Annotated in this window: 20 protein-coding genes; 18 read left to right on the forward strand and 2 right to left on the reverse strand. The window is 67.1% G+C overall.

Annotated features, from left to right (window positions below; all coding sequences use genetic code 11):
* Positions 1-315: 315 nt before the first annotated feature.
* From ABZX90_RS27865 to ABZX90_RS27950, 18 genes are all read left to right on the forward strand, one after another.
* Entirely contained in the window at positions 316-696 is a 381-nt protein-coding gene (locus tag ABZX90_RS27865; RefSeq protein ID WP_355209236.1) for an RNase adapter RapZ, read from the forward strand.
* Between the two features lie 165 nt (positions 697-861).
* Positions 862-1,158 (forward strand): hypothetical protein, encoded by a 297-nt coding sequence (locus ABZX90_RS27870; RefSeq protein WP_355209239.1) that lies wholly within the window; start codon positions 862-864, stop codon positions 1,156-1,158.
* The gene (locus ABZX90_RS27875; protein ID WP_355209242.1) at positions 1,155-2,135 is read left to right on the forward strand and encodes a DUF2637 domain-containing protein; all 981 of its coding nucleotides are present in this window, start codon (positions 1,155-1,157) and stop codon (positions 2,133-2,135) included. The genes ABZX90_RS27870 and ABZX90_RS27875 overlap by 4 nt, the downstream gene beginning before the upstream one ends.
* Positions 2,132-2,782, forward strand: coding sequence for a GGDEF domain-containing protein (locus ABZX90_RS27880; RefSeq protein ID WP_355209245.1), 651 nt, complete (start codon positions 2,132-2,134; stop codon positions 2,780-2,782). Before ABZX90_RS27875 ends, ABZX90_RS27880 begins: the two co-directional genes overlap by 4 nt.
* Positions 2,779-3,993, forward strand: a complete 1,215-nt coding sequence (locus tag ABZX90_RS27885) for a DNA cytosine methyltransferase (RefSeq protein ID WP_355209248.1) — start codon at positions 2,779-2,781, stop codon at positions 3,991-3,993. The genes ABZX90_RS27880 and ABZX90_RS27885 overlap by 4 nt, the downstream gene beginning before the upstream one ends.
* Positions 3,990-4,325 carry a hypothetical protein gene (locus ABZX90_RS27890; RefSeq protein ID WP_355209251.1) on the forward strand — a complete coding sequence of 112 codons (336 nt, stop codon included), beginning with the start codon at positions 3,990-3,992 and terminating at the stop codon, positions 4,323-4,325. The genes ABZX90_RS27885 and ABZX90_RS27890 overlap by 4 nt, the downstream gene beginning before the upstream one ends.
* Positions 4,326-4,476: 151 nt before the next feature.
* The gene (locus ABZX90_RS27895; protein WP_355209254.1) at positions 4,477-6,717 is read left to right on the forward strand and encodes a cell division protein FtsK; all 2,241 of its coding nucleotides are present in this window, start codon (positions 4,477-4,479) and stop codon (positions 6,715-6,717) included.
* A gap of 139 nt (positions 6,718-6,856) precedes the next feature.
* Positions 6,857-7,108: a hypothetical protein gene (locus ABZX90_RS27900; RefSeq protein ID WP_355209257.1), complete on the forward strand. Its 252-nt coding sequence runs from the start codon at positions 6,857-6,859 to the stop codon at positions 7,106-7,108.
* 19 nt (positions 7,109-7,127) lie between these two features.
* A complete protein-coding gene (locus ABZX90_RS27905) occupies positions 7,128-7,316 on the forward strand; it encodes a hypothetical protein (protein WP_164192113.1) in 189 nt (62 codons plus the stop codon).
* A gap of 13 nt (positions 7,317-7,329) precedes the next feature.
* Positions 7,330-7,935: a hypothetical protein gene (locus ABZX90_RS27910; protein WP_355209260.1), complete on the forward strand. Its 606-nt coding sequence runs from the start codon at positions 7,330-7,332 to the stop codon at positions 7,933-7,935.
* The gene (locus ABZX90_RS27915; RefSeq protein WP_355209263.1) at positions 7,932-8,264 is read left to right on the forward strand and encodes a hypothetical protein; all 333 of its coding nucleotides are present in this window, start codon (positions 7,932-7,934) and stop codon (positions 8,262-8,264) included. The genes ABZX90_RS27910 and ABZX90_RS27915 overlap by 4 nt, the downstream gene beginning before the upstream one ends.
* Positions 8,261-8,509: a hypothetical protein gene (locus ABZX90_RS27920; RefSeq protein WP_355209266.1), complete on the forward strand. Its 249-nt coding sequence runs from the start codon at positions 8,261-8,263 to the stop codon at positions 8,507-8,509. Before ABZX90_RS27915 ends, ABZX90_RS27920 begins: the two co-directional genes overlap by 4 nt.
* Positions 8,510-8,514: 5 nt before the next feature.
* On the forward strand, positions 8,515-9,003 hold the full coding sequence (locus ABZX90_RS27925; protein ID WP_355209269.1) for a single-stranded DNA-binding protein: 489 nt from the start codon (positions 8,515-8,517) through the stop codon (positions 9,001-9,003).
* A gap of 86 nt (positions 9,004-9,089) precedes the next feature.
* The gene (locus tag ABZX90_RS27930) at positions 9,090-9,989 is read left to right on the forward strand and encodes a bifunctional DNA primase/polymerase (RefSeq protein ID WP_355209272.1); all 900 of its coding nucleotides are present in this window, start codon (positions 9,090-9,092) and stop codon (positions 9,987-9,989) included.
* Positions 9,986-11,161, forward strand: a complete 1,176-nt coding sequence (locus ABZX90_RS27935) for an AAA family ATPase (RefSeq protein ID WP_355209274.1) — start codon at positions 9,986-9,988, stop codon at positions 11,159-11,161. The genes ABZX90_RS27930 and ABZX90_RS27935 overlap by 4 nt, the downstream gene beginning before the upstream one ends.
* Positions 11,145-11,336: a helix-turn-helix domain-containing protein gene (locus ABZX90_RS27940; protein WP_355209378.1), complete on the forward strand. Its 192-nt coding sequence runs from the start codon at positions 11,145-11,147 to the stop codon at positions 11,334-11,336. Before ABZX90_RS27935 ends, ABZX90_RS27940 begins: the two co-directional genes overlap by 17 nt.
* Complete coding sequence (locus ABZX90_RS27945; protein ID WP_355209277.1) at positions 11,333-12,787, forward strand: site-specific integrase; 1,455 nt, start codon at positions 11,333-11,335, stop codon at positions 12,785-12,787. Before ABZX90_RS27940 ends, ABZX90_RS27945 begins: the two co-directional genes overlap by 4 nt.
* A 456-nt stretch (positions 12,788-13,243) precedes the next feature.
* Entirely contained in the window at positions 13,244-14,410 is a 1,167-nt protein-coding gene (locus ABZX90_RS27950; RefSeq protein WP_355209280.1) for an ImmA/IrrE family metallo-endopeptidase, read from the forward strand.
* On the opposite strand, the gene ABZX90_RS27955 is transcribed toward ABZX90_RS27950, so the two are convergent.
* Entirely contained in the window at positions 14,407-15,213 is an 807-nt protein-coding gene (locus tag ABZX90_RS27955; RefSeq protein WP_355209283.1) for a hypothetical protein, read from the reverse strand. The genes ABZX90_RS27950 and ABZX90_RS27955 overlap by 4 nt on opposite strands.
* Before the next feature lie 131 nt (positions 15,214-15,344).
* On the reverse strand, positions 15,345-16,841 hold the full coding sequence (locus ABZX90_RS27960; protein WP_355209381.1) for a PD-(D/E)XK nuclease family protein: 1,497 nt from the start codon (positions 16,839-16,841) through the stop codon (positions 15,345-15,347).
* Positions 16,842-16,866 lie beyond the last annotated feature (25 nt).

The following is a 16,866-nucleotide window of genomic DNA, read 5'->3' on the forward strand; positions in this document are numbered from 1 at the left end:
AGGAACAGGTACTACATGTTCCTCATGGAGGAAACGGCCCGGAGAGCCCCGTGACACGGGCTTGAAGGAAGCCGCTGATCTTTGACAACTGAATGGGGATCACGCCGCCTCTCCTCGGCCAAGTAGGCGGTCACGCGGGTCATCCCGCGTGACGTACAGCGCAACCCAATCCTTCGCAGCGCTTCGGCGCTGCGGCCCCGGCCAGCCGTGATGGCGGCGGATCGAATCCGCCCTGGGGTGCTGCGGGCGATCGTCTCTCACCTCTCACGACCACGGTCGCCCGCCTTCATTCCCATCGCCTTTTCAGGAGCCTTGATGGCCGCTGTTGAGATCGTCTCGTTCGGCTACCTGCACGACGGGCCGCCCACCGCACATCTGACCATCGACCTGCGCCACCACTTCCGTGACCCGCACGTCTCGCCGGAGCTCCGTTGCATGACCGCCGACGACGAGCCCGTCAGGGCCGCGGTGCTGGGCACCCCTGGCGTCGCGTCCCTCGTTATGGCAACTGTCGCCGCGGTTGAGGCATTCGCCTTCGGGCCGTCCGCCAGGACCATCACGATCGCCGACGGATGCGCCGGCGGTCGACACCGCGCCCCCGTCTTCGCCCGAGCACTCGCCGAACTGCTGCGCGATGCCGGACATGACGTGTCCGTCCACCACCGTGACCTGGACAAGCCCGTCGTCCAGCGTTGACCCGCTTCACCGTCCCGATGGTCGAGAGGCTGGGTTCGACTCCTGGCCGGGGCACTCACCCCGCCGCATCTGCGGCTTGGGGCGCACATCCCGAGCGGTCGCCTCTCACCACCAGGCCACGACCGCCCGGCGCCTCTCCATCCCTTCGACATCAGGAGCGCTGCCATGCGTGCCTACATCGGCGGCCATCAGGCCGTGAATGACACCGATTTCGTCGAACTCGCCCTCGGGACCCCGGTTGAGCTGTGGCTCGGGGTCGAGGGCGAGAGCGACGAGGAGCGAGTGGCCCGGCTGGACGCGGCCCGCGACATCCTCGCCGCTCCCGAGTACCGCGACCTGCCCGACCGCGTGAGCCGGGTCGCCGCTGAGGCGATCGAGGCCTACGCGCCGGAGCTGTTCAACGTCACCGAGCTGTCGCGCCCCGCGCGGCGCCGCACTTCTCGGAAGGGGGCTGCGGCATGAGCACCGCAACCGAGACGGCAGCGCCCCAGGTACCGCCGTTGTCGAGGCCTGAACTGTGGCTGTTGGGCGCGGTCGCCGTGCTCGCGGCCAGCGTCGGTGGACTGGGCCTGGCCTCTTCCTTCGAGGCCGTGTCCGCGGCCGGGGCCCGTTGGGGGTTCGCCTCGCCATGGATGCTGCCTGTGGGTATCGACACGGCGATCCCGGTGTTCACCGCGGCGTTTCTGCTGTTGATCCGTACGGACATGCCGTTGGGCTGGGTGCGGTTCGTGCCGTGGGTGCTGACCGGGGTGACGTGCTGGCTGAACGTCGCGGCCGGGCGGTCGCTGTCCGCGAAGCTCGCGCACGGCACGATGCCTCTGCTGTGGGTGGTGCTGTCCGAGGTGGCCGCGCACGTCTACGCCTCTCGGATCGGTGCCGTCACGGGCCGGCGGATGGAGAAGATCCGCCGCTCGCGCTGGCTGCTCGCCCCGCTGTCGACGTTCGCTCTGTGGCGCCGCATGACGCTGTGGGAGATCACGTCCTATTCCGACGCGTTGGGGCGGGAGCGTGAGCGGCAGTTGGCCCGTGCGGAGCTGCGCGAGCGGTTCGGCCGGCGCTGGCGTTCCAAGACACCGCGCCCCGAGCGGGTGCTGTTGAAGCTAGGTGAACTGGCCCCGGCCAGCGAGGGCGTTCCGCCCGTGCCGCCGCAGGATGCGGAGCCGCCGAAGCAGGAGACGCCCAAGCCGCCGCGCAAGCGCGCCACCAAAGCCAAGGCGCCCAAGGCGCCGCGGACCCCTGCGGAGCTGCTCGCTGAAGCCCGCGAGGCCACGGCCGGGTGGGCGGATGACGCGATCAACGCCGAGGCGATCCGCACAGCGCTGCACTGCTCGGCAGCGAACTCCCGCGTGCTGCGGGACCTGCTGTTGAGCGAGCGCGCGGACGGCCGGCGCCTGCACCCCATCGACGACACGGACGACGGCGAGGGGGCTGCGGCATGAACACCCTGGCCACGGCCCTGCTGTCCGCACTGCCCCTGACGGCCGCTTGGGCGGTCCACGCGTGGTGGCTGCGCGCCCGGCTGAACAAGGCACGGCGCGACCCGCTCACCGGCTTACGGACCCGTGACGGGTTCACCCGCCGCGCCACGGCTCTGCTCAAGGACCCGCGCGCGGTCGTGGTGCTGGCCGACGTCGACAAGTTCAAGCAGATCAACGACACCCACGGGCACGCGGCCGGGGACGCCTTGTTGAAGGCGACCGCGGACCGCCTCGCCCACCACGTCGGCCGGTCCGGGGTCGCAGGGCGGCTCGGGGGCGATGAGTTCGCCGCCGTGGTCATCGACGACCACGGCACCGCCGGCGACCTGCTCGCAGTCCTGCACGGCGTTCTCGCCCGGCCGGTCGACGGCCAGGACGCGGCCGTGCACACAACCGTCTCGCTCGGCTGGGCCCGTGCCGCGGACTTCCCCGCCGATGACCTGTCCGGCCTGCTGCGGCGGGCGGATGAGGCGATGTACGTGGCCAAGCAAGCCCGTGCCGGAATGCGCCGTGCCGGTCTGGGCTGGTTGTTCGCCACCGTCGCCGGACGGCGTGCTGGCCGGACCGGCGCCCGTGCGGCGGCGCCCGTGGTGGGAGTCCCGGCATGAACGGGCCCCGGATCGGGTCAGTGTGCACCGGATACGGCGGCCTTGACATCGCCGTCCAGGCCGTGTTCGGCGGCTCGCTCGCGTGGGTGGCGGACAACGACCCCGGCGCCGCGCGCATTCTCGCCCACCACCATCCCGAGGTGCCCAACCTCGGGGATGTCACCGCCGCTGACTGGCACGACGTCGAGCCGGTCGACGTCCTCACTGGCGGCTATCCGTGCCAGCCGTTCAGCACTGCGGGCAAACGGAAGGGAACCAAGGATGCCCGGCACCTCTGGCCGCACATCGCCCGCGCCCTTGGCGTTCTACGACCCCGGCTCGCGGTCTTTGAGAACGTCGCAGGGCACCTTTCACTCGGCTTCGACACCGTCCTTGGAGACCTTGCCGCGCTCGGGTTCGATGCGGACTGGTGCTGTGTACGCGCGTCGGACATCGGTGCTGCACACCAGCGCAACCGGCTCTTCGTGCTCGCCTGGCCTGCCGACTCCGGCGGCGCGGGACTGGCGCGGAGGTGGGCAGCGCGGACAACTGCCCATCGCGGTATCGCTGTTGCCGACGCCATCGACCTCGGAGAACACGGGGGCGGGGCACGCGGCACAGGGAGGGATGAACCTGCGGCACGTCGTATCCCTCCTGCCGACACCAGTGGTCGGGGACTCCAAGGGCGCCCTCCAGTCGACAGCCCCGAACCCCCGCAGCAGTTCTCCGACGCTGACGGACCTGACTTTCAGCGGGGCATTGCTGCCGACTCCCCGCGCGTCGGAGAACGAGAACCGGCAGACCCGACGTACCCCGTCGCAGGAAGCCGGGACGCACGGCAAGTGCCTGGCTGCGGAGGTGGCGAGTCTGCTGCCGACTCCGAGGGCGTCGGACGGGGCGAAGGGCGGCCCGAACCAGCTCGGCAAGGGGGACTTGACGCTTCCCTCAGCGGCACACCGGACTGGGGCGAGTACGAGCCCGCGATCCGGCGGTGGGAAGCGGTCATCGGCCGCCCTGCCCCCGGGCCAACTGACGCTCTGGGACGGCTGAACCCACCGTTCGTCGAATGGCTGATGGCCCTGGACGACGGCCACGTCACCGCCGTGCCTGAACTGTCGCGCACGGCGCAGCTCAAGGCGCTCGGCAACGGTGTGGTGTGGCCGCAGGCGATTGCCGCCCTGCGCATCCTGCTCAGCCGCGCGGAGCCCGCGATGTGGGGGAGGGCGGCATGAAGTCTCAGCCCATCGTCGGCGCCGCCGTGTTCAACACGGTCATGGAGGCCGCCAGCCACCGCTGCCAGTGCGAGGGCGAGTGCGGCCAGCCCCACACCAAGGGCGACGGGCGGTGCCAGCACGAGCATGACCACTACACCAGCAAGCACGGGCGCCGGGTCCGGCTGATGGCCGCGCCCGCCGACCCGCTCGCCACCGACGTCGCCGCCGCTCGCCTCCCGGCGAGCGAGCTGCGCGCCTGGTGCCCCGACTGCCATGGCGCCGCCGCACGGCATGCCCGCAGGCAGCTTCCCCCGACCCTGACGGATCAGGGCGGCCTGTTCGACCTGTAACCAACCCTGAATCCCAATCAGGCCTGATTGCGGTTCAGGGCTCCGGGGCCCAAATGGCCTTACGTTCAACGCCCGTTGGGGCTCGGCCCTCAACCGACCAAAGCGATGACCGAGCCCCGACTTACCCCTCCTGTTCAGGAAGGAAGTCCCAGTGAAGCACCCCGACGACGACAACGAACTCTTCAACCGGCTCGAAGCCGAAATGACCAGCTTCGGTGCCCCGCCTGGGGGCGAGGTGGTCGACCTCGGCAAGGCCCGCACCGCGCGCGGTGAGTCGACCGACCCGGCCCCCGACTCGTCGGCCGACTCCGGTCCGTCGCAGTCGGCCGACCCGGAGCCGACCGAGTCGCCCGACGGACGGCCGACCCTGGTCGACAGCACGGTGCCGACTGTGTCCGGCCCCGGCGTGATCGACCGGATCAAGAACTCCAAGCGGCTGGACGTCTTCCCGGCCTGGCTCAAGTCGGCCGCGGAGTTTAGGGAAGCGCTCGGCTGGCTGGCCGGGCACGCCTGGCACACCGTCGCCTTCCACGCGGTCCGCGTGCCGTTCGTCTACCTGCCCAAACTCGCCTGGCGCGCCCCGCGTGGCGCGCTCAACACCCTGGGCAGGGTGGGCCGCTGGTCCGTGGACGCCGAGGGCGAGGCGCTGCGGCAGTACACGGCCACGAACGAGCAGGTGGACGAGTACCTGAAGCTCTCGCGGCAGCGCGACCGACGGGTACGCCTGCGGATGATCCTCACCATCCTCGGTGCCGTCTTCGCCCTGGGTACGGCTTTGTTCCTGGTCTACGGGGCGGAGCCGATGACGCAGGTCATTGCCGCCGCGGTGGCGGTGCTCGGCTGCGGTCTGGCCGGGGCGCCGGCGGATGCGCCGCTGGCGACCCGTGCGGTCATCAAGACCGAGGTGCAGAAGCTGACCAGCGACATCGTGGTCAAGGCCATGGCTTCCATCGGTATCGGTCAGATCGCGAGCGCGGTCGCCAAGGGCCAGGACGGCATTAAGTTCGTCTCGCCCATCACCCGCGAGGGTCCGGGCTGGCGCGCGGACATCGACCTGCCGCTCGGGGTGACGGTGGCCGACGTGGCCGACCGGCGCTCCCGGCTCGCCTCCGGCCTGCGCCGCCCGCTCGGGTGCGTGTGGCCAGACGCCGACCCCAACGAGCACGAGGGACGCCTGATCCTGTGGGTGGGGGACCGGGACCTGTCCAAGACCGGCATCGTCAAATGGCAGCTCGCAAGCGCCCGTCGGCACGACATCTTCAAGCGGAACCCGTTCGGCATCGACCCGCGCGGCCGGGCTCAGTCGGTGCCGATGATCCAGCACAACATCCTGATCGGCTCACTGCCCGGCCAGGGCAAGACCGCCTCGGTGCGGGTGCTGGCCTGCGGTGCCGCGCTGGATCCGTCGGTGGAACTGTGGCTGCACGAGAACAAGGGCACCGGTGACCTGGACTCGCTCGAATGCGTCAGTCACCGGTTCGTTTCCGGCATCGATGACGACTCGATCAAGTACGCGGCCGACTCCCTCAAGCTGCTGCGCGCCGAGGTCATGCGGCGCGCGGGTGTGATCAAGAAGCTGCCGCGGGACCTGTGCCCGGACAAGCGGATCACCCGCTCCATCGCAGACAAGCGCTCGCTGAAGCTGTGGCCGCTGGTCGGCGTGTTCGATGAGTGCCAGAACCTGTTCGCCCACCCCAAGTACGGCAAACAGGCAGGTGACGACGCCGAGTTCATCATCAAACTCGGCCGTGCCCTAGGCGTGATTCTCATCCTGGCCACGCAGCGCCCCGACAAGGACTCGCTCCCGACCGGGATCAGCGGCAACGTCTCCATCCGCTTCGCACTCAAGGTCGCGGGCCAGGTCGAGAACGACATGATCCTCGGCACGTCCGCCTACAAGAACGGCGTACGCGCCACCTCTTTCCGCCCCGAGATCGACGCCGGTAACGGCTACCTCGCCGGCGCGACCGCGCTGCCGGTCGTGGTCCGCACCGCCTACCTGGACGACAACGCCACCCACGCCATTGCGCAGCGCGCGCACGCTCTGCGCAAGGCCGAAGGCACCCTGTCCGGACACGCGCTCGGTGAGGACGCCGAGAGCACGGCCGGACCGTCCTACGACCTGCTCGCCGACGTCGCCGCGGTCGTGCCCGCCTCGGAGAACCGGGTGTGGAACGAGCGGATCGCCGCCCGGCTCGCGGAGCTGCGGCCGGAGATCTACGGCGGATGGAAGGGCGAGAACGTCACCTCCGCGCTCAAGCCGCACGGCATCAAGACCACCGGTGTGGCCGGGACGACCGACGACGGTGAGCGCACCACCCGCCGCGGCATCGTCCGCGACGACCTCATGGCAGCGATTGCGGAGCGTGACGGAAACCGGGGTGCCGCCTAGCCCTGATCGGCTGCTACCGGTAGCGGGCTCGCCTGCTACCGGTAGCACCCCCGCTAGCACCCCAAACATCATCCGATCAGGGATCTAGCGGATAGCACCCCACCTGCGAAAACCCGGAAAACGGCCCGGAGGGACCCCGATGACCCCCATAGCCCTCGCTATCGCATGCCTACTCGCCATCACACTCTGTTACGGCGCTCTGTGTGCTGGGAGCCCGTTCGGGACCTGCCGCAAGTGCAACGGCTTCGGCTTCGCCACGACCACCGACCGCAAGGGACGCCCCAAGCGCGGCAAGCACTGCCGCCGGTGCAAGGGCCGCGGCAAACGCGTCCGCATCGGCCGCTGGCTCTACAACCGCGCCTCACGGATCTACCGCGCAGGCACCCGCTGACACGAAAGGAGGCCACCCCATGGCCGTGACCGTCTCCCTGGTCCTGCTCTTCGGACTCGTCCTGTTCTTCCTGCTCCGCTCCAAGTCCCTCGGCTACGGAGCCGCGTTCATCGCCGCGATGTTCGGGTTCTTCCTCGCCTCAACCGGCGCCGCCGGACCCATCAACGAACTCACCCGCGCCGTCATCAATGCCATCCCCGACCTGTGACAGGAGTCCGGCCGTGAATGAACAGATCATCGCCCGGCACTGGCTCGCCCTCATCGCACCCAAGGCCGCGCCCGCGCTCGCCACGTCCACCGTGCTGATCCTGGCCCGGATATGGAACGCCGACGGCGCCGAACACTCCATCGGCAACGCCGTGCTGATGACCGCGCTCTCGCTCGCCGCAGCGACGGCCGGCGTGTGCGCGAGCATCGGCCGCGCCGGAGACCCAGTGATCGCCGGGACCGCTTTCGCCGCCTCCGGCGGACTCGCCCTCGCGGGAGTTGCCGGATACGCCGACGGCGCCTCGCTGCCGCTCCTGCTGTGGGTGCTGACCACCGCCGTCGCGTACGGGCTCGCCGCGCGGTACTGGCGTACCGACCGCCGCGAGCGCGTCGCGTACGAGCGGCACGTGAGCGACCGACGCGAGGAACGCGCCCACATCGAGCGCGTCGAGACGATCCGCGGCACGACACAGATCGAGGTGGCCCGAACCGGCGCCGCCTACGCCGAACAGCTCGCGCAGGCGCTCGTCACCCGCGCCGCCCTGCCCGGCTTCGACCCGAGGGCCCTGGAAACCGCAGGCCTGCCCGAACTCCCCACCGCTGAGGGGAAGTCCGTATGAGCGCCGTCCTGTGGTCCGTCACCGGCCGCATCGTCGCAGCCTTGAACGCCACCAACGGCACCGGCGAACACGAGAGCGCGATGCGACAGATGAAGGTGACAGAGGAAGCCGGGGAGGCCGCCGCCGCATACATCGGCACGACCGGCCAGAACTCCCGCAAGGGCACCACCCACACCCGCGCCGACGTGGCCGACGAACTGTGCGACGTCATCATCGCCGACGCCGTCGCCCTGCACGCCTTCACCACCGCAGCGCCTGCCGTGCTGGACGCCAAGCTGCACGCCGTGGCCCGGCGACTGAACGCGGATGCTCCGGAGCACACCCCGTGAGGCAGAACGATCCCATCTCTGACGGCCCCCTCGAACAGGCTCCGTTCGGCTTTGTCGGAGCCCGCGGACAGCGTGCCGCACTGATGGCCGAACTCGAAGCCGCAGGGGTCGAACTCGGCTTCTACGACCCGCGGATCGTGGACTGGCCTGCGGGCTGGGACTGGCCCACCGTCGCCACGGTCGCCAGCCTCATCCGCCGCGCTCACCGATCCGCACCTCACCCCACCCTCACCGAAAGCGAGTGATCCCCATGTCCGTGGGAGAGACCACCATCACCATCGTCGGCAACCTGGCCGGAGACCCGGAACTGCGCTACACCCCGTCCGGGGCCGCGCTGGTCAAGTTCTCCGTCGCCTCCACCCCGCGCAGCTACGACAAGGCCACCGGCCAGTGGCAGGACGGCACCGCGATGTTCCTGCGTTGCACCGCCTGGCGCGACCTCGCGCAGCACATCGCCGAGAGCCTGACCAAGGGCATGCGCGTGGTCGTCACCGGTCGTCTGCGGCAGCACAACTGGAAGACGGACCAGGGCGAGAACCGCTCGATGCTCGGTCTGGAGATCGACGACATCGGGCCCTCGCTGCGCTTCGCCACGGCCAAGGTCGAACGCGTCCAGCGCAACGGCGCAGCCAACTCCGGCCCGGCGAGCGACGCGTGGAACACCCCGGCCCCTGCCGGAGCCGCTCCGGCTGCGGGCGGATGGGGCGCGTCGTCGACCGGTGACGAGCCGCCGTTCTAGACACGCCCGGGGCGGGCGCCTCTCACCACAAGACCGCGCCCGCCCCGGCTCCCTTGTCCCTTCGACAGAACAGGAGAACCTCCAGAATGCCTCACCTGGACGGCTCTGCCCAGCTCGCTTCTGCGCTTGACGCAGCGTCGCGAGACTGGCACGTCTTCCCCCTCATCCCCGGCGACAAGCGCCCAGCCGTCTGCGACTGGGAGAACCGCGCCACCATCGACCGCGAGCGCATCACCCGGTGCTGGACGCACGCCCCCTACAACGTCGGCATCGCCACTGGTCCCTCCGGCCTGGTCGTCGTCGACCTCGACACCCCCAAGGGCCCGGACGACATCCCGCCGGCCGCATGGGCGGCGCACGGCGTCACCGACGGAGCCGACGTGCTCGCCGTTCTCTGTGAGCGCCACGGCCACCTCTTCCCGGCCGACACCCACACCGTGCGCACCGGCCGCGACGGACAGCACCTGTACTTCGCCGCCCCTGACGGCGAAGAGCTGCGCAACACCGCAGGAGACAGCGCACGCGGGCTCGGCTGGAAGGTCGACACCCGAGCGGCCGGCGGCTACGTCGTAGGCGCGGGCAGCACCGTCAACACCCGCCCGTACACGACCGTCCACGCCGCTCCCGTGGCGCCGCTCCCCACCTGGCTGACTGGTCTGCTGCGCCCGGCGCCGCTGCCCCCGCAACGCCCGGTCCTGGTCCCGCTGACGGACCGCGACCGGCGCGGCAAGTTCCTCAACGCCGCGCTCAACGGCGAGTTGGCCCGCGTCACCGGCTCCGGCGATCACCAGCACAACCACGCGCTCTACATCGCCTCGCTCGCCCTCGGGCAGCTCGTCGCCGGGGGAGAGCTGGATGCGTACGAGGTGACCGAGAAGCTCGTCGAAGCCGCGCTCAGCGTCGGCCAGGGCCAGGGCGAGGCCCGGCGCACCATCGCCTCCGGCCTGCGGGCCGGAGCCAACCGCCCCCGAAGGGTCGCGGCATGAGCGCCAACCCGATTCCCCCACTGCACCTGTACTCCGTACCGAGCGATCCCCAACCGGCCCCACCGGAGCTGACCAAGCGGGAGCGCCCGCGAACCGCATGGACGGCCGATCAGCTCATGGCCGCGGACTTCCCCGAGCCCAAGTGGGCGGTGCCCGGCATCCTCGCGGAAGGCGTCAGCCTGCTCGCCGGACCGCCCAAGGTCGGCAAGTCCTGGCTCTCCCTCGGGCTCGCCCTCGCGGTCGCCTCTGGGGGCTACGCCTTCGACTCCCTGCCGGTCGACAGCGGGCCGGTGCTCTACCTCGCCCTGGAAGACACCCCGCGCCGTCTGAAGACCCGCATGGGCAAGATGCTCGGAGGACGACCGGCCCCGGCCGGGCTGACGTTGGTCACCGAATGCCCGCCCTTCCCCCAGGGCGGCAGCGACGCCATCGCCGGATGGTTGGAGCGCAACCCGAACGCCCGCATGGTCGTCATCGACGTCTTCGCCAAGATGCGCGGCCAAGCCCCACAGGGCGTCTCCGCATACGACGCGGACTATGTCGCGGTCGGATACGCCAAGCGGATCGCGGACCATTACGGCATCGCCGTGGTGCTCGTTCACCACGTCCGCAAGATGGCCTCTGAGGACTTCCTGACAGAGGTCTCCGGCACCAACGGCATCGCCGGAGCCGCGGACGCCACGCTCGTACTGAAGCGGGCGCGCGGGCAGGCGGACGGCATCCTGCACGTCACCGGACGCGACGTAGACGAAGCCGAGTACGCGCTTCAGTTCCAAGCAGCCTCCGGCGCCTGGCACATGCTCGATGGACCGGTCACCGACCACACCATCGGCGACACCCGCGCGGCCATCCTCCGGCACGTCCGCACCCACGTTGGCGCCCGCCCCAAGGACATCGTCGCCGCACTACCGCAGCTCGATGCCGACAACGTCCGCCGCACCTGCTCGCGCATGGCCGCAGACGGACAGCTCACCAAGGACGGCACCGGCCGCTACTACCCGAACACCGAGACCCGGACAGAGGGCACGGCAGAGGTGTCCCACCTGTCCGACTGTCCCAATACGTCCCCTGACCTGCACGAAGAGGTGGGACAGCCGCAATCGAGATTGTCCCACCTGTCCGACTCCCGTTCCGCTGGCGACAACTCGGAGGGAACTGACCGTGGCGCGTGACGAGATGCTCACGATCTCTGAGGTCATCGAGGAAATCGGCGTACCCCGAGCGACCTTCTACCGCTGGCGACAGCTCAGAAAGGGTCCGAAGTCCATCAAGCTCCCCAACGGCTCGGTGCGTATCCGGCGATCGGAACTGGACCGCTGGATCGAGGCGCTGGAGGAAGCCGCATGATCTACCGCAACACCTCGCAGGGCGCCCGCGAGAGCAGGCGCCCTGCCGCCACACAGGAAGCCATCCTGTCCACTGACGTGCGGGTATGGAAGATCAGCCAGGTACGGAGCAAGAGGGCTCCCTATCAGCTTCGTTGGGTTGTAGCGGGCAAGGTCAATACGGCCAGTTTCGCGACGATTACCCTCGCTGAGCATCGTCGTTCTGAACTGTGGAAGGCGATGGTCAAAGGCGAGGCGTTCGACGTTGATTCGGGGCTGCCGGAGTCAGAACTCCGGGCGGCTGCCGCACGGGCGAGGGCCAAGCCCGATCCGTCATGGTGGGACTTCAGCCGCGAGTATGTGGCGAGCCGCTGGCGAACGTCTGCGGCTAAGACCCGAGAAGGCATCGCGGACGGCCTCGCCACGGTCGCGCTCGCGATGATGGGTGACGGGAAGAGGACACCGTCGCTCGAAAGCGTCCGCTTGGCAACGCGGTGGGCCGTTGTTCCGGCGCACAAGGACGACGCCCCTCCTGAGGGCCTGGCGGCTGCTTGTACGTGGCTGCAGAGTCATTCTCTGCCCCTGTCGGCTCTCACAGACCCGAAGGTGGCCAGGGATGTCCAGTACAGGCTGTCGTTCAAGTTGGACGACACCCCAGCAGCATCGGAGACCTATAAGCGCCGGAGGCGTGCCTTCAACACGGCCATGGTGTACGCCATCGAGGCGGGCTACCTGGAGCAGAACCCCCTCGCAAACGTCAAACGCTCAGTACGGCAGGGCGGCGATCTCGTCGATCCCCGCGTCCTGGTCAATGCGACGCAGGGGAATCAACTTCTCGTTGCCGTCTCCTACGTAGGCTCCGTGCACCGCAACCGGGGGCGCCGGTTGGTGGGCTTCTTCAGCTGCATGCTCTATGCGGCGATGAGGCCGGCGGAAGCTGTCGGTCTGCGGCTCGTTGATTGCCATCTCCCTGATGAGGGGTGGGGGACCCTCACGCTGAGGGAGACCCTGCCGGTCTCCGGAACCAAGTGGACGGATTCGGGGAGGCGGCATGACAAGCGAGGGCTCAAGTCTCGGGAGGCAACCAAAGACCGGCCGGTACCGATCCCCCCGCTGCTGGTGGCGACGCTTCAAGCTCACGTGTCTGACTTTGGGACAGCAAGCGATGGCCGGCTATTTCACAACGAGCGAGGTGGGGTCCTTGGCACGTCGAGCTACTGGCGCGCTTGGCAGGAGGCAAGGCCCCTGGCCTTACCTCCGGACAAGGTTGAGTCTCCGCTGGCACGTAGGCCGTACGACCTACGCAGTACCTGCATCACCAACTGGCTGCGGGCGGGTCTGCCCATCGCCGAAGTCGCCCGACGTGCTGGCAATTCTTCCGAGGTCATTCATAGGAGGTACGCAGGGTGCATCGACGGGAGTGAGGATGAGAGCAATCGAAGGATTGAGCAAGTGATGGGCTGGACGGACTAGCTTCGCTCCGGGGGAGGGCGCTTACACGCGGCCTCCACCCCGGAGTGCGTGCACTGCGCTTCGGGGTGGAGGCAATGGCAGATTTCAGCTCGGCGCAGAGCTGATGCTGAGGCGCAGCGCAGGGCGTGCGGGCCATCAGCCCGCGTCCACGAGTCACGAGCCGGTGGGACCGTGCACACGACTACTCAACGCAGCCGTGGCAATGATCCCTAGCCTCGATGCCAGGTAGCAGCGCAGTTGGCACGGCTTGCCAGTCGCGACCTCTGCCTTCGCATCAATCAAAAGTTACAGAGAGTGACTGTCAGTGGTGGGCGATAGCGTCTCTCTCAACGAGTTGGGGGGCGTCAGTCCTGCTGCTCTCGATGTGTGATCGCAGTACATCTGCCACACTGGGTAGCGGTTGATAGGTCATGTCTGAGCCTTGTGCAGGGAGTTGCCAGAACGTGAGAAGGGGCGGTGACGGAAGTGGGTGAGACGCTCGAACAGCGCTTCGCCGTGACTTTTCAGTCCCTGATTGACGAGGCCAAAACACCTCTCGCGCAACTCATTGAACTTCTCGGGTCCAAGGCAGATTTGGACGACCTTGTGACAGGTTCGCGGCTGCCCTCCTTGTATGAGGCCACCGCGCTTGGTGCGTTCTTCAAGGTGGCGCCAAGCACTCTGCTTCAAGAAAAGTCTCCCTCAATGGGGGTCAGCTTCAGGCTTGGTCAACTTGAGGGTATTCGCGATGTCAGCGGCGCTGTCGCGCATGCCGCAAGGCTTCTTGCCGTTGATCGCCTGACGCGCGATTGGGGGCACGAAGAAGCGGTAACACCGCTTCCGAAATTCGCTCCCTCGAAATCATGGAATTATCGTCAAGCGGGCGAAAAAACTGCGTCTCGTCTTCGAGCGTTCCTTGATATCGACGATTTGGCGCCGATTGAGGACCTTACAGGTCTCGTCGAGAGCCTGGGTTACCCGGTCGAGTACCGGCTTCTCCCTGAAGATGTGCATGGAATCTCGGTTCCGGAAGACTGGGATGGCTTGCCCGCGTGGGTTGTTCTCATCAACTGTGAGGACAATTGGGCGCGACAACGCTTCACTCTTGCTCACGAACTGAGTCACATTCTGCAAAGGGATTTGGGGCAGATCGTGATTGACCGCGCCAATCTAGATGACGACAGGCGCGCTGAGCGAATCGCTGATTCGTTCGCGAGAAATTTCCTCCTCCCTGAAGAGGCAGTGCAGTATGCCTATTCAAGGAGTGGCAGGATCTCCAGCGTGGAACAGATGGCTTCGCTAGTTACGAACCTGATGCTCACGTACGGCGTCAGTCGTGATGCCACGATTTATGCACTGCAAGAGACGGTTGAGGATATCTCGAACAGCCCCTTTTTTGCGGCCTGTAAAGAAGCAAAAGTATCCGACCTGATGCATATCTCTGGCAATGAGCATGATTGGGTCGAGGTCAAGGGCAATCAGGGAATCCCGTTCCCGTCAGACCGCCTCACGCAACAAGCCCTGAATGCGTACGCTGCTGGGGTGGTCCCCTTGAGAGCAGTAGCCGACGTGATTACTGACGGGGACGAGTCGGCTGCGGAAGCTCAACTGCGATCCGCTGGTTGGGACATGGCCGGCACCTAGGGCTGACCGTCGCAGAGTGCGCACCTTTCGCCATCTCTGCGGCACGTGAAGAACTCCGAGTCCTTCGGTCGTACTTCCGAGGGAACCGTCGCGAAGCTCGACGTCATGTGATTGAAGTCGCCGAGCAGTTCTTCGGCATTCAGGAGCGGGTCTTGACAGACCAGTTCCGCGAGCAGTTGGCCCGTGTGCTTCCAGGCGATATTGTTCTGCTCCGCGACACGCATCGCGCCGTTGTCATTCGTGAGCAGGACCGTGCTTCCGCCGTGGCCGACTGTGAGCATGGCGCTAACGATGCTGTGCGCCTCGCCAGCGTGTTTCTGAGAAGAACGCACGGCGTCATCGGTCCGGCCGAAGATAGCGTTCTGCCGCTCCTCGAACGCGTCCAGCTGGCTGAGCACGCGGTCGATCATGCGAACTGTCTCCTCCGTGGCGAGGAGGGGGTGCTCCGGGATGTCTCCGGCGTTCAGTATCGCGACGACCGAGTCGGCACTCTCGCACCGCTGACGGTTCTCGTGGGTCCGGTTGGCGCCACGGATGTTCGCCATGGCGCGAACCTCGTGTGCCACGGCATAGGTGACGACCAACGATGAACCGTACAGCTCCCGCACCTTGTTGAGGGTGTCGGGCTGCCGGCCGAGAGACAGCAGGGTTCCGGTGTCGCACCAGGCCAGGGTGACAGGAGTATGGCGCTTGGGGCGACTCTCCATCGCCTCCCGGCGCGACGGCTGAACTTTGGACCGCGGCTGGAGGTTCGGTCGACGCAGGGCCATCGCTTTGGGGGAGGGGCGCTCCAAGTCGTCCAACGCCCCCTCCTCGCCGTCCCGTTGAGTCCCGCCCATGCACGGGAGTATCCGGACAAGCGTAGCCTCGCCGGACAGCGTTCGCACCCGTCTCCGTGAACGCGCCCAGCGCGGGCTATCCCGCTTTAGGCTACTCACTCCAATGTGTCGGCCTCGTTCGCGTCTTCGCTGTCGGCTTCGGGGCACCAGCGCTTAACTGGGCACCAGGAACAGTGTTTTCCCGGGGTGGCTTCCCAAGTAGTGTCCCTATGCCACGCCTTGGCCCGTTGACGTACCTCTTTCCCGGCCATGCGGAGGACGCCTGCATCGTTGAGGTCCCACGTGAAGACCTTGCTGTCGCCAGCGGAGATCACTTCGAGTTCGAGTCGAGCCGATGTGCTCTGATACGGGCCGCGGTACCCACTGGCGAAAAGGTTAAGCAGCCAAGCAGATGCGAAGAATTGATCGAATGCTTCTGCGTTATCTTCGGGAAGATCGCGACTAGTCGTCTTAGTTTCCCGAATCACCAGAGAATCATCAACGTCGACGAACACCATGTCAGGAGTACTGGCGATCACGACATCGGCTGAGGCGTCGTATCCGTAGAGCGGTGCCTCGATCGAGATGATCTGGCTTCCTGGATTCACGGGGCAGGTCTGTACGTGATGCGCGAGAAAGGGTTCAATTTCTGTGTACTCATCCTCGGACATGGTCCCCGTGAAGGTGTTGGGGTTGTGAAAGTCCCCGGTTTCCTCGACGCTGCACCTCTGGTTCCGGGAGTGTGCTTGCGCGATCCATTCGTGAACAAGCCGACCGCGATGCGACGCGGCGCCAGAAACGGACTTCCGTGGCAAAAATTGTGAGTGAGTTAGGAACCACTGCGTGGGGCAAGTCTCATATACTTCTACATCCCTGGCGCTAACGGATCGAGTGCCGGCGCCGGGGGTTGTCTGCCCCAAAAAGCCGTCCCACCTATCGAGTGCCCCACAGCATCCGGCAATCTTGCAATCTTTACAAAAGGTGCCGGAGTGTGTGGTGTTGGCGTTGACGATTTTCAGTAGGTGAGGCAGCGCGTTCGATGTGAAAGTGGAGCGGACTACCTCAGGGGTGGCTTCGAAGAGGACTTGACATGAGGCGTCACTCAGCCCGATCTCCACGACGCGGATGCGCGATACCGCTCTCTGGGGAGGGAAGAGTCCGGCCACGTGTGCAGCAACGACAGTCCAACGGTCCGGATTCGTGGGCCTCTCTCGGACACCGCCCAGGCGGATCTTCCTAATTTCCCGGATTCCGTCTGGAGATTCGTAGAGGGGGGCCCATACGGTTAGGGTCCCGTTAGGCTCAGGGAAAATTTTCGGGTCGAAGCAGCGAAACTCCAGCCCTGGAGTTTCGGCCGACAGGACCTCGTGCGCTTCGAGGTAGTTCGTGATCGCGTGCTCGGTGTATCTGCGAGTCGCAGGGTGCAAGGGGACAGTCGCCAGCTTTTCGTGGATGGCGGCTTGCGTCCCTTCCCAAGTCTCGATCCGTGGGTCGCTGTGCAGGGCACACGCGATCTCGCGGATCACCCGTCCCAGGAAGGGGTGGCTGTCATCTCGTCGACGACTCCACTCGGGGCTGACGACATCCGGACGCACTTTCAAGGCGCCGCCCATACCGCAGGTGGCTGAGCGCTCCTGC

Source organism: Streptomyces sp. NPDC002935, from assembly GCF_040611295.1.
In the GTDB taxonomy this organism is placed as follows: Bacteria; Actinomycetota; Actinomycetes; order Streptomycetales; family Streptomycetaceae; genus Streptomyces.

Coding starts and splice junctions, on each gene's coding strand:
- ABZX90_RS27865 (WP_355209236.1), top strand. CDS start 316: ATGGCCGCTGTTGAGATCGTCTCGTTCGGCTACCTGCACGACGGGCCG.
- ABZX90_RS27870 (WP_355209239.1), top strand. CDS start 862: ATGCGTGCCTACATCGGCGGCCATCAGGCCGTGAATGACACCGATTTC.
- ABZX90_RS27875 (WP_355209242.1), top strand. CDS start 1,155: ATGAGCACCGCAACCGAGACGGCAGCGCCCCAGGTACCGCCGTTGTCG.
- ABZX90_RS27880 (WP_355209245.1), top strand. CDS start 2,132: ATGAACACCCTGGCCACGGCCCTGCTGTCCGCACTGCCCCTGACGGCC.
- ABZX90_RS27885 (WP_355209248.1), top strand. CDS start 2,779: ATGAACGGGCCCCGGATCGGGTCAGTGTGCACCGGATACGGCGGCCTT.
- ABZX90_RS27890 (WP_355209251.1), top strand. CDS start 3,990: ATGAAGTCTCAGCCCATCGTCGGCGCCGCCGTGTTCAACACGGTCATG.
- ABZX90_RS27900 (WP_355209257.1), top strand. CDS start 6,857: ATGACCCCCATAGCCCTCGCTATCGCATGCCTACTCGCCATCACACTC.
- ABZX90_RS27905 (WP_164192113.1), top strand. CDS start 7,128: ATGGCCGTGACCGTCTCCCTGGTCCTGCTCTTCGGACTCGTCCTGTTC.
- ABZX90_RS27915 (WP_355209263.1), top strand. CDS start 7,932: ATGAGCGCCGTCCTGTGGTCCGTCACCGGCCGCATCGTCGCAGCCTTG.
- ABZX90_RS27925 (WP_355209269.1), top strand. CDS start 8,515: ATGTCCGTGGGAGAGACCACCATCACCATCGTCGGCAACCTGGCCGGA.
- ABZX90_RS27930 (WP_355209272.1), top strand. CDS start 9,090: ATGCCTCACCTGGACGGCTCTGCCCAGCTCGCTTCTGCGCTTGACGCA.
- ABZX90_RS27935 (WP_355209274.1), top strand. CDS start 9,986: ATGAGCGCCAACCCGATTCCCCCACTGCACCTGTACTCCGTACCGAGC.
- ABZX90_RS27945 (WP_355209277.1), top strand. CDS start 11,333: ATGATCTACCGCAACACCTCGCAGGGCGCCCGCGAGAGCAGGCGCCCT.
- ABZX90_RS27960 (WP_355209381.1), bottom strand. CDS start 16,841: ATGGGCGGCGCCTTGAAAGTGCGTCCGGATGTCGTCAGCCCCGAGTGG.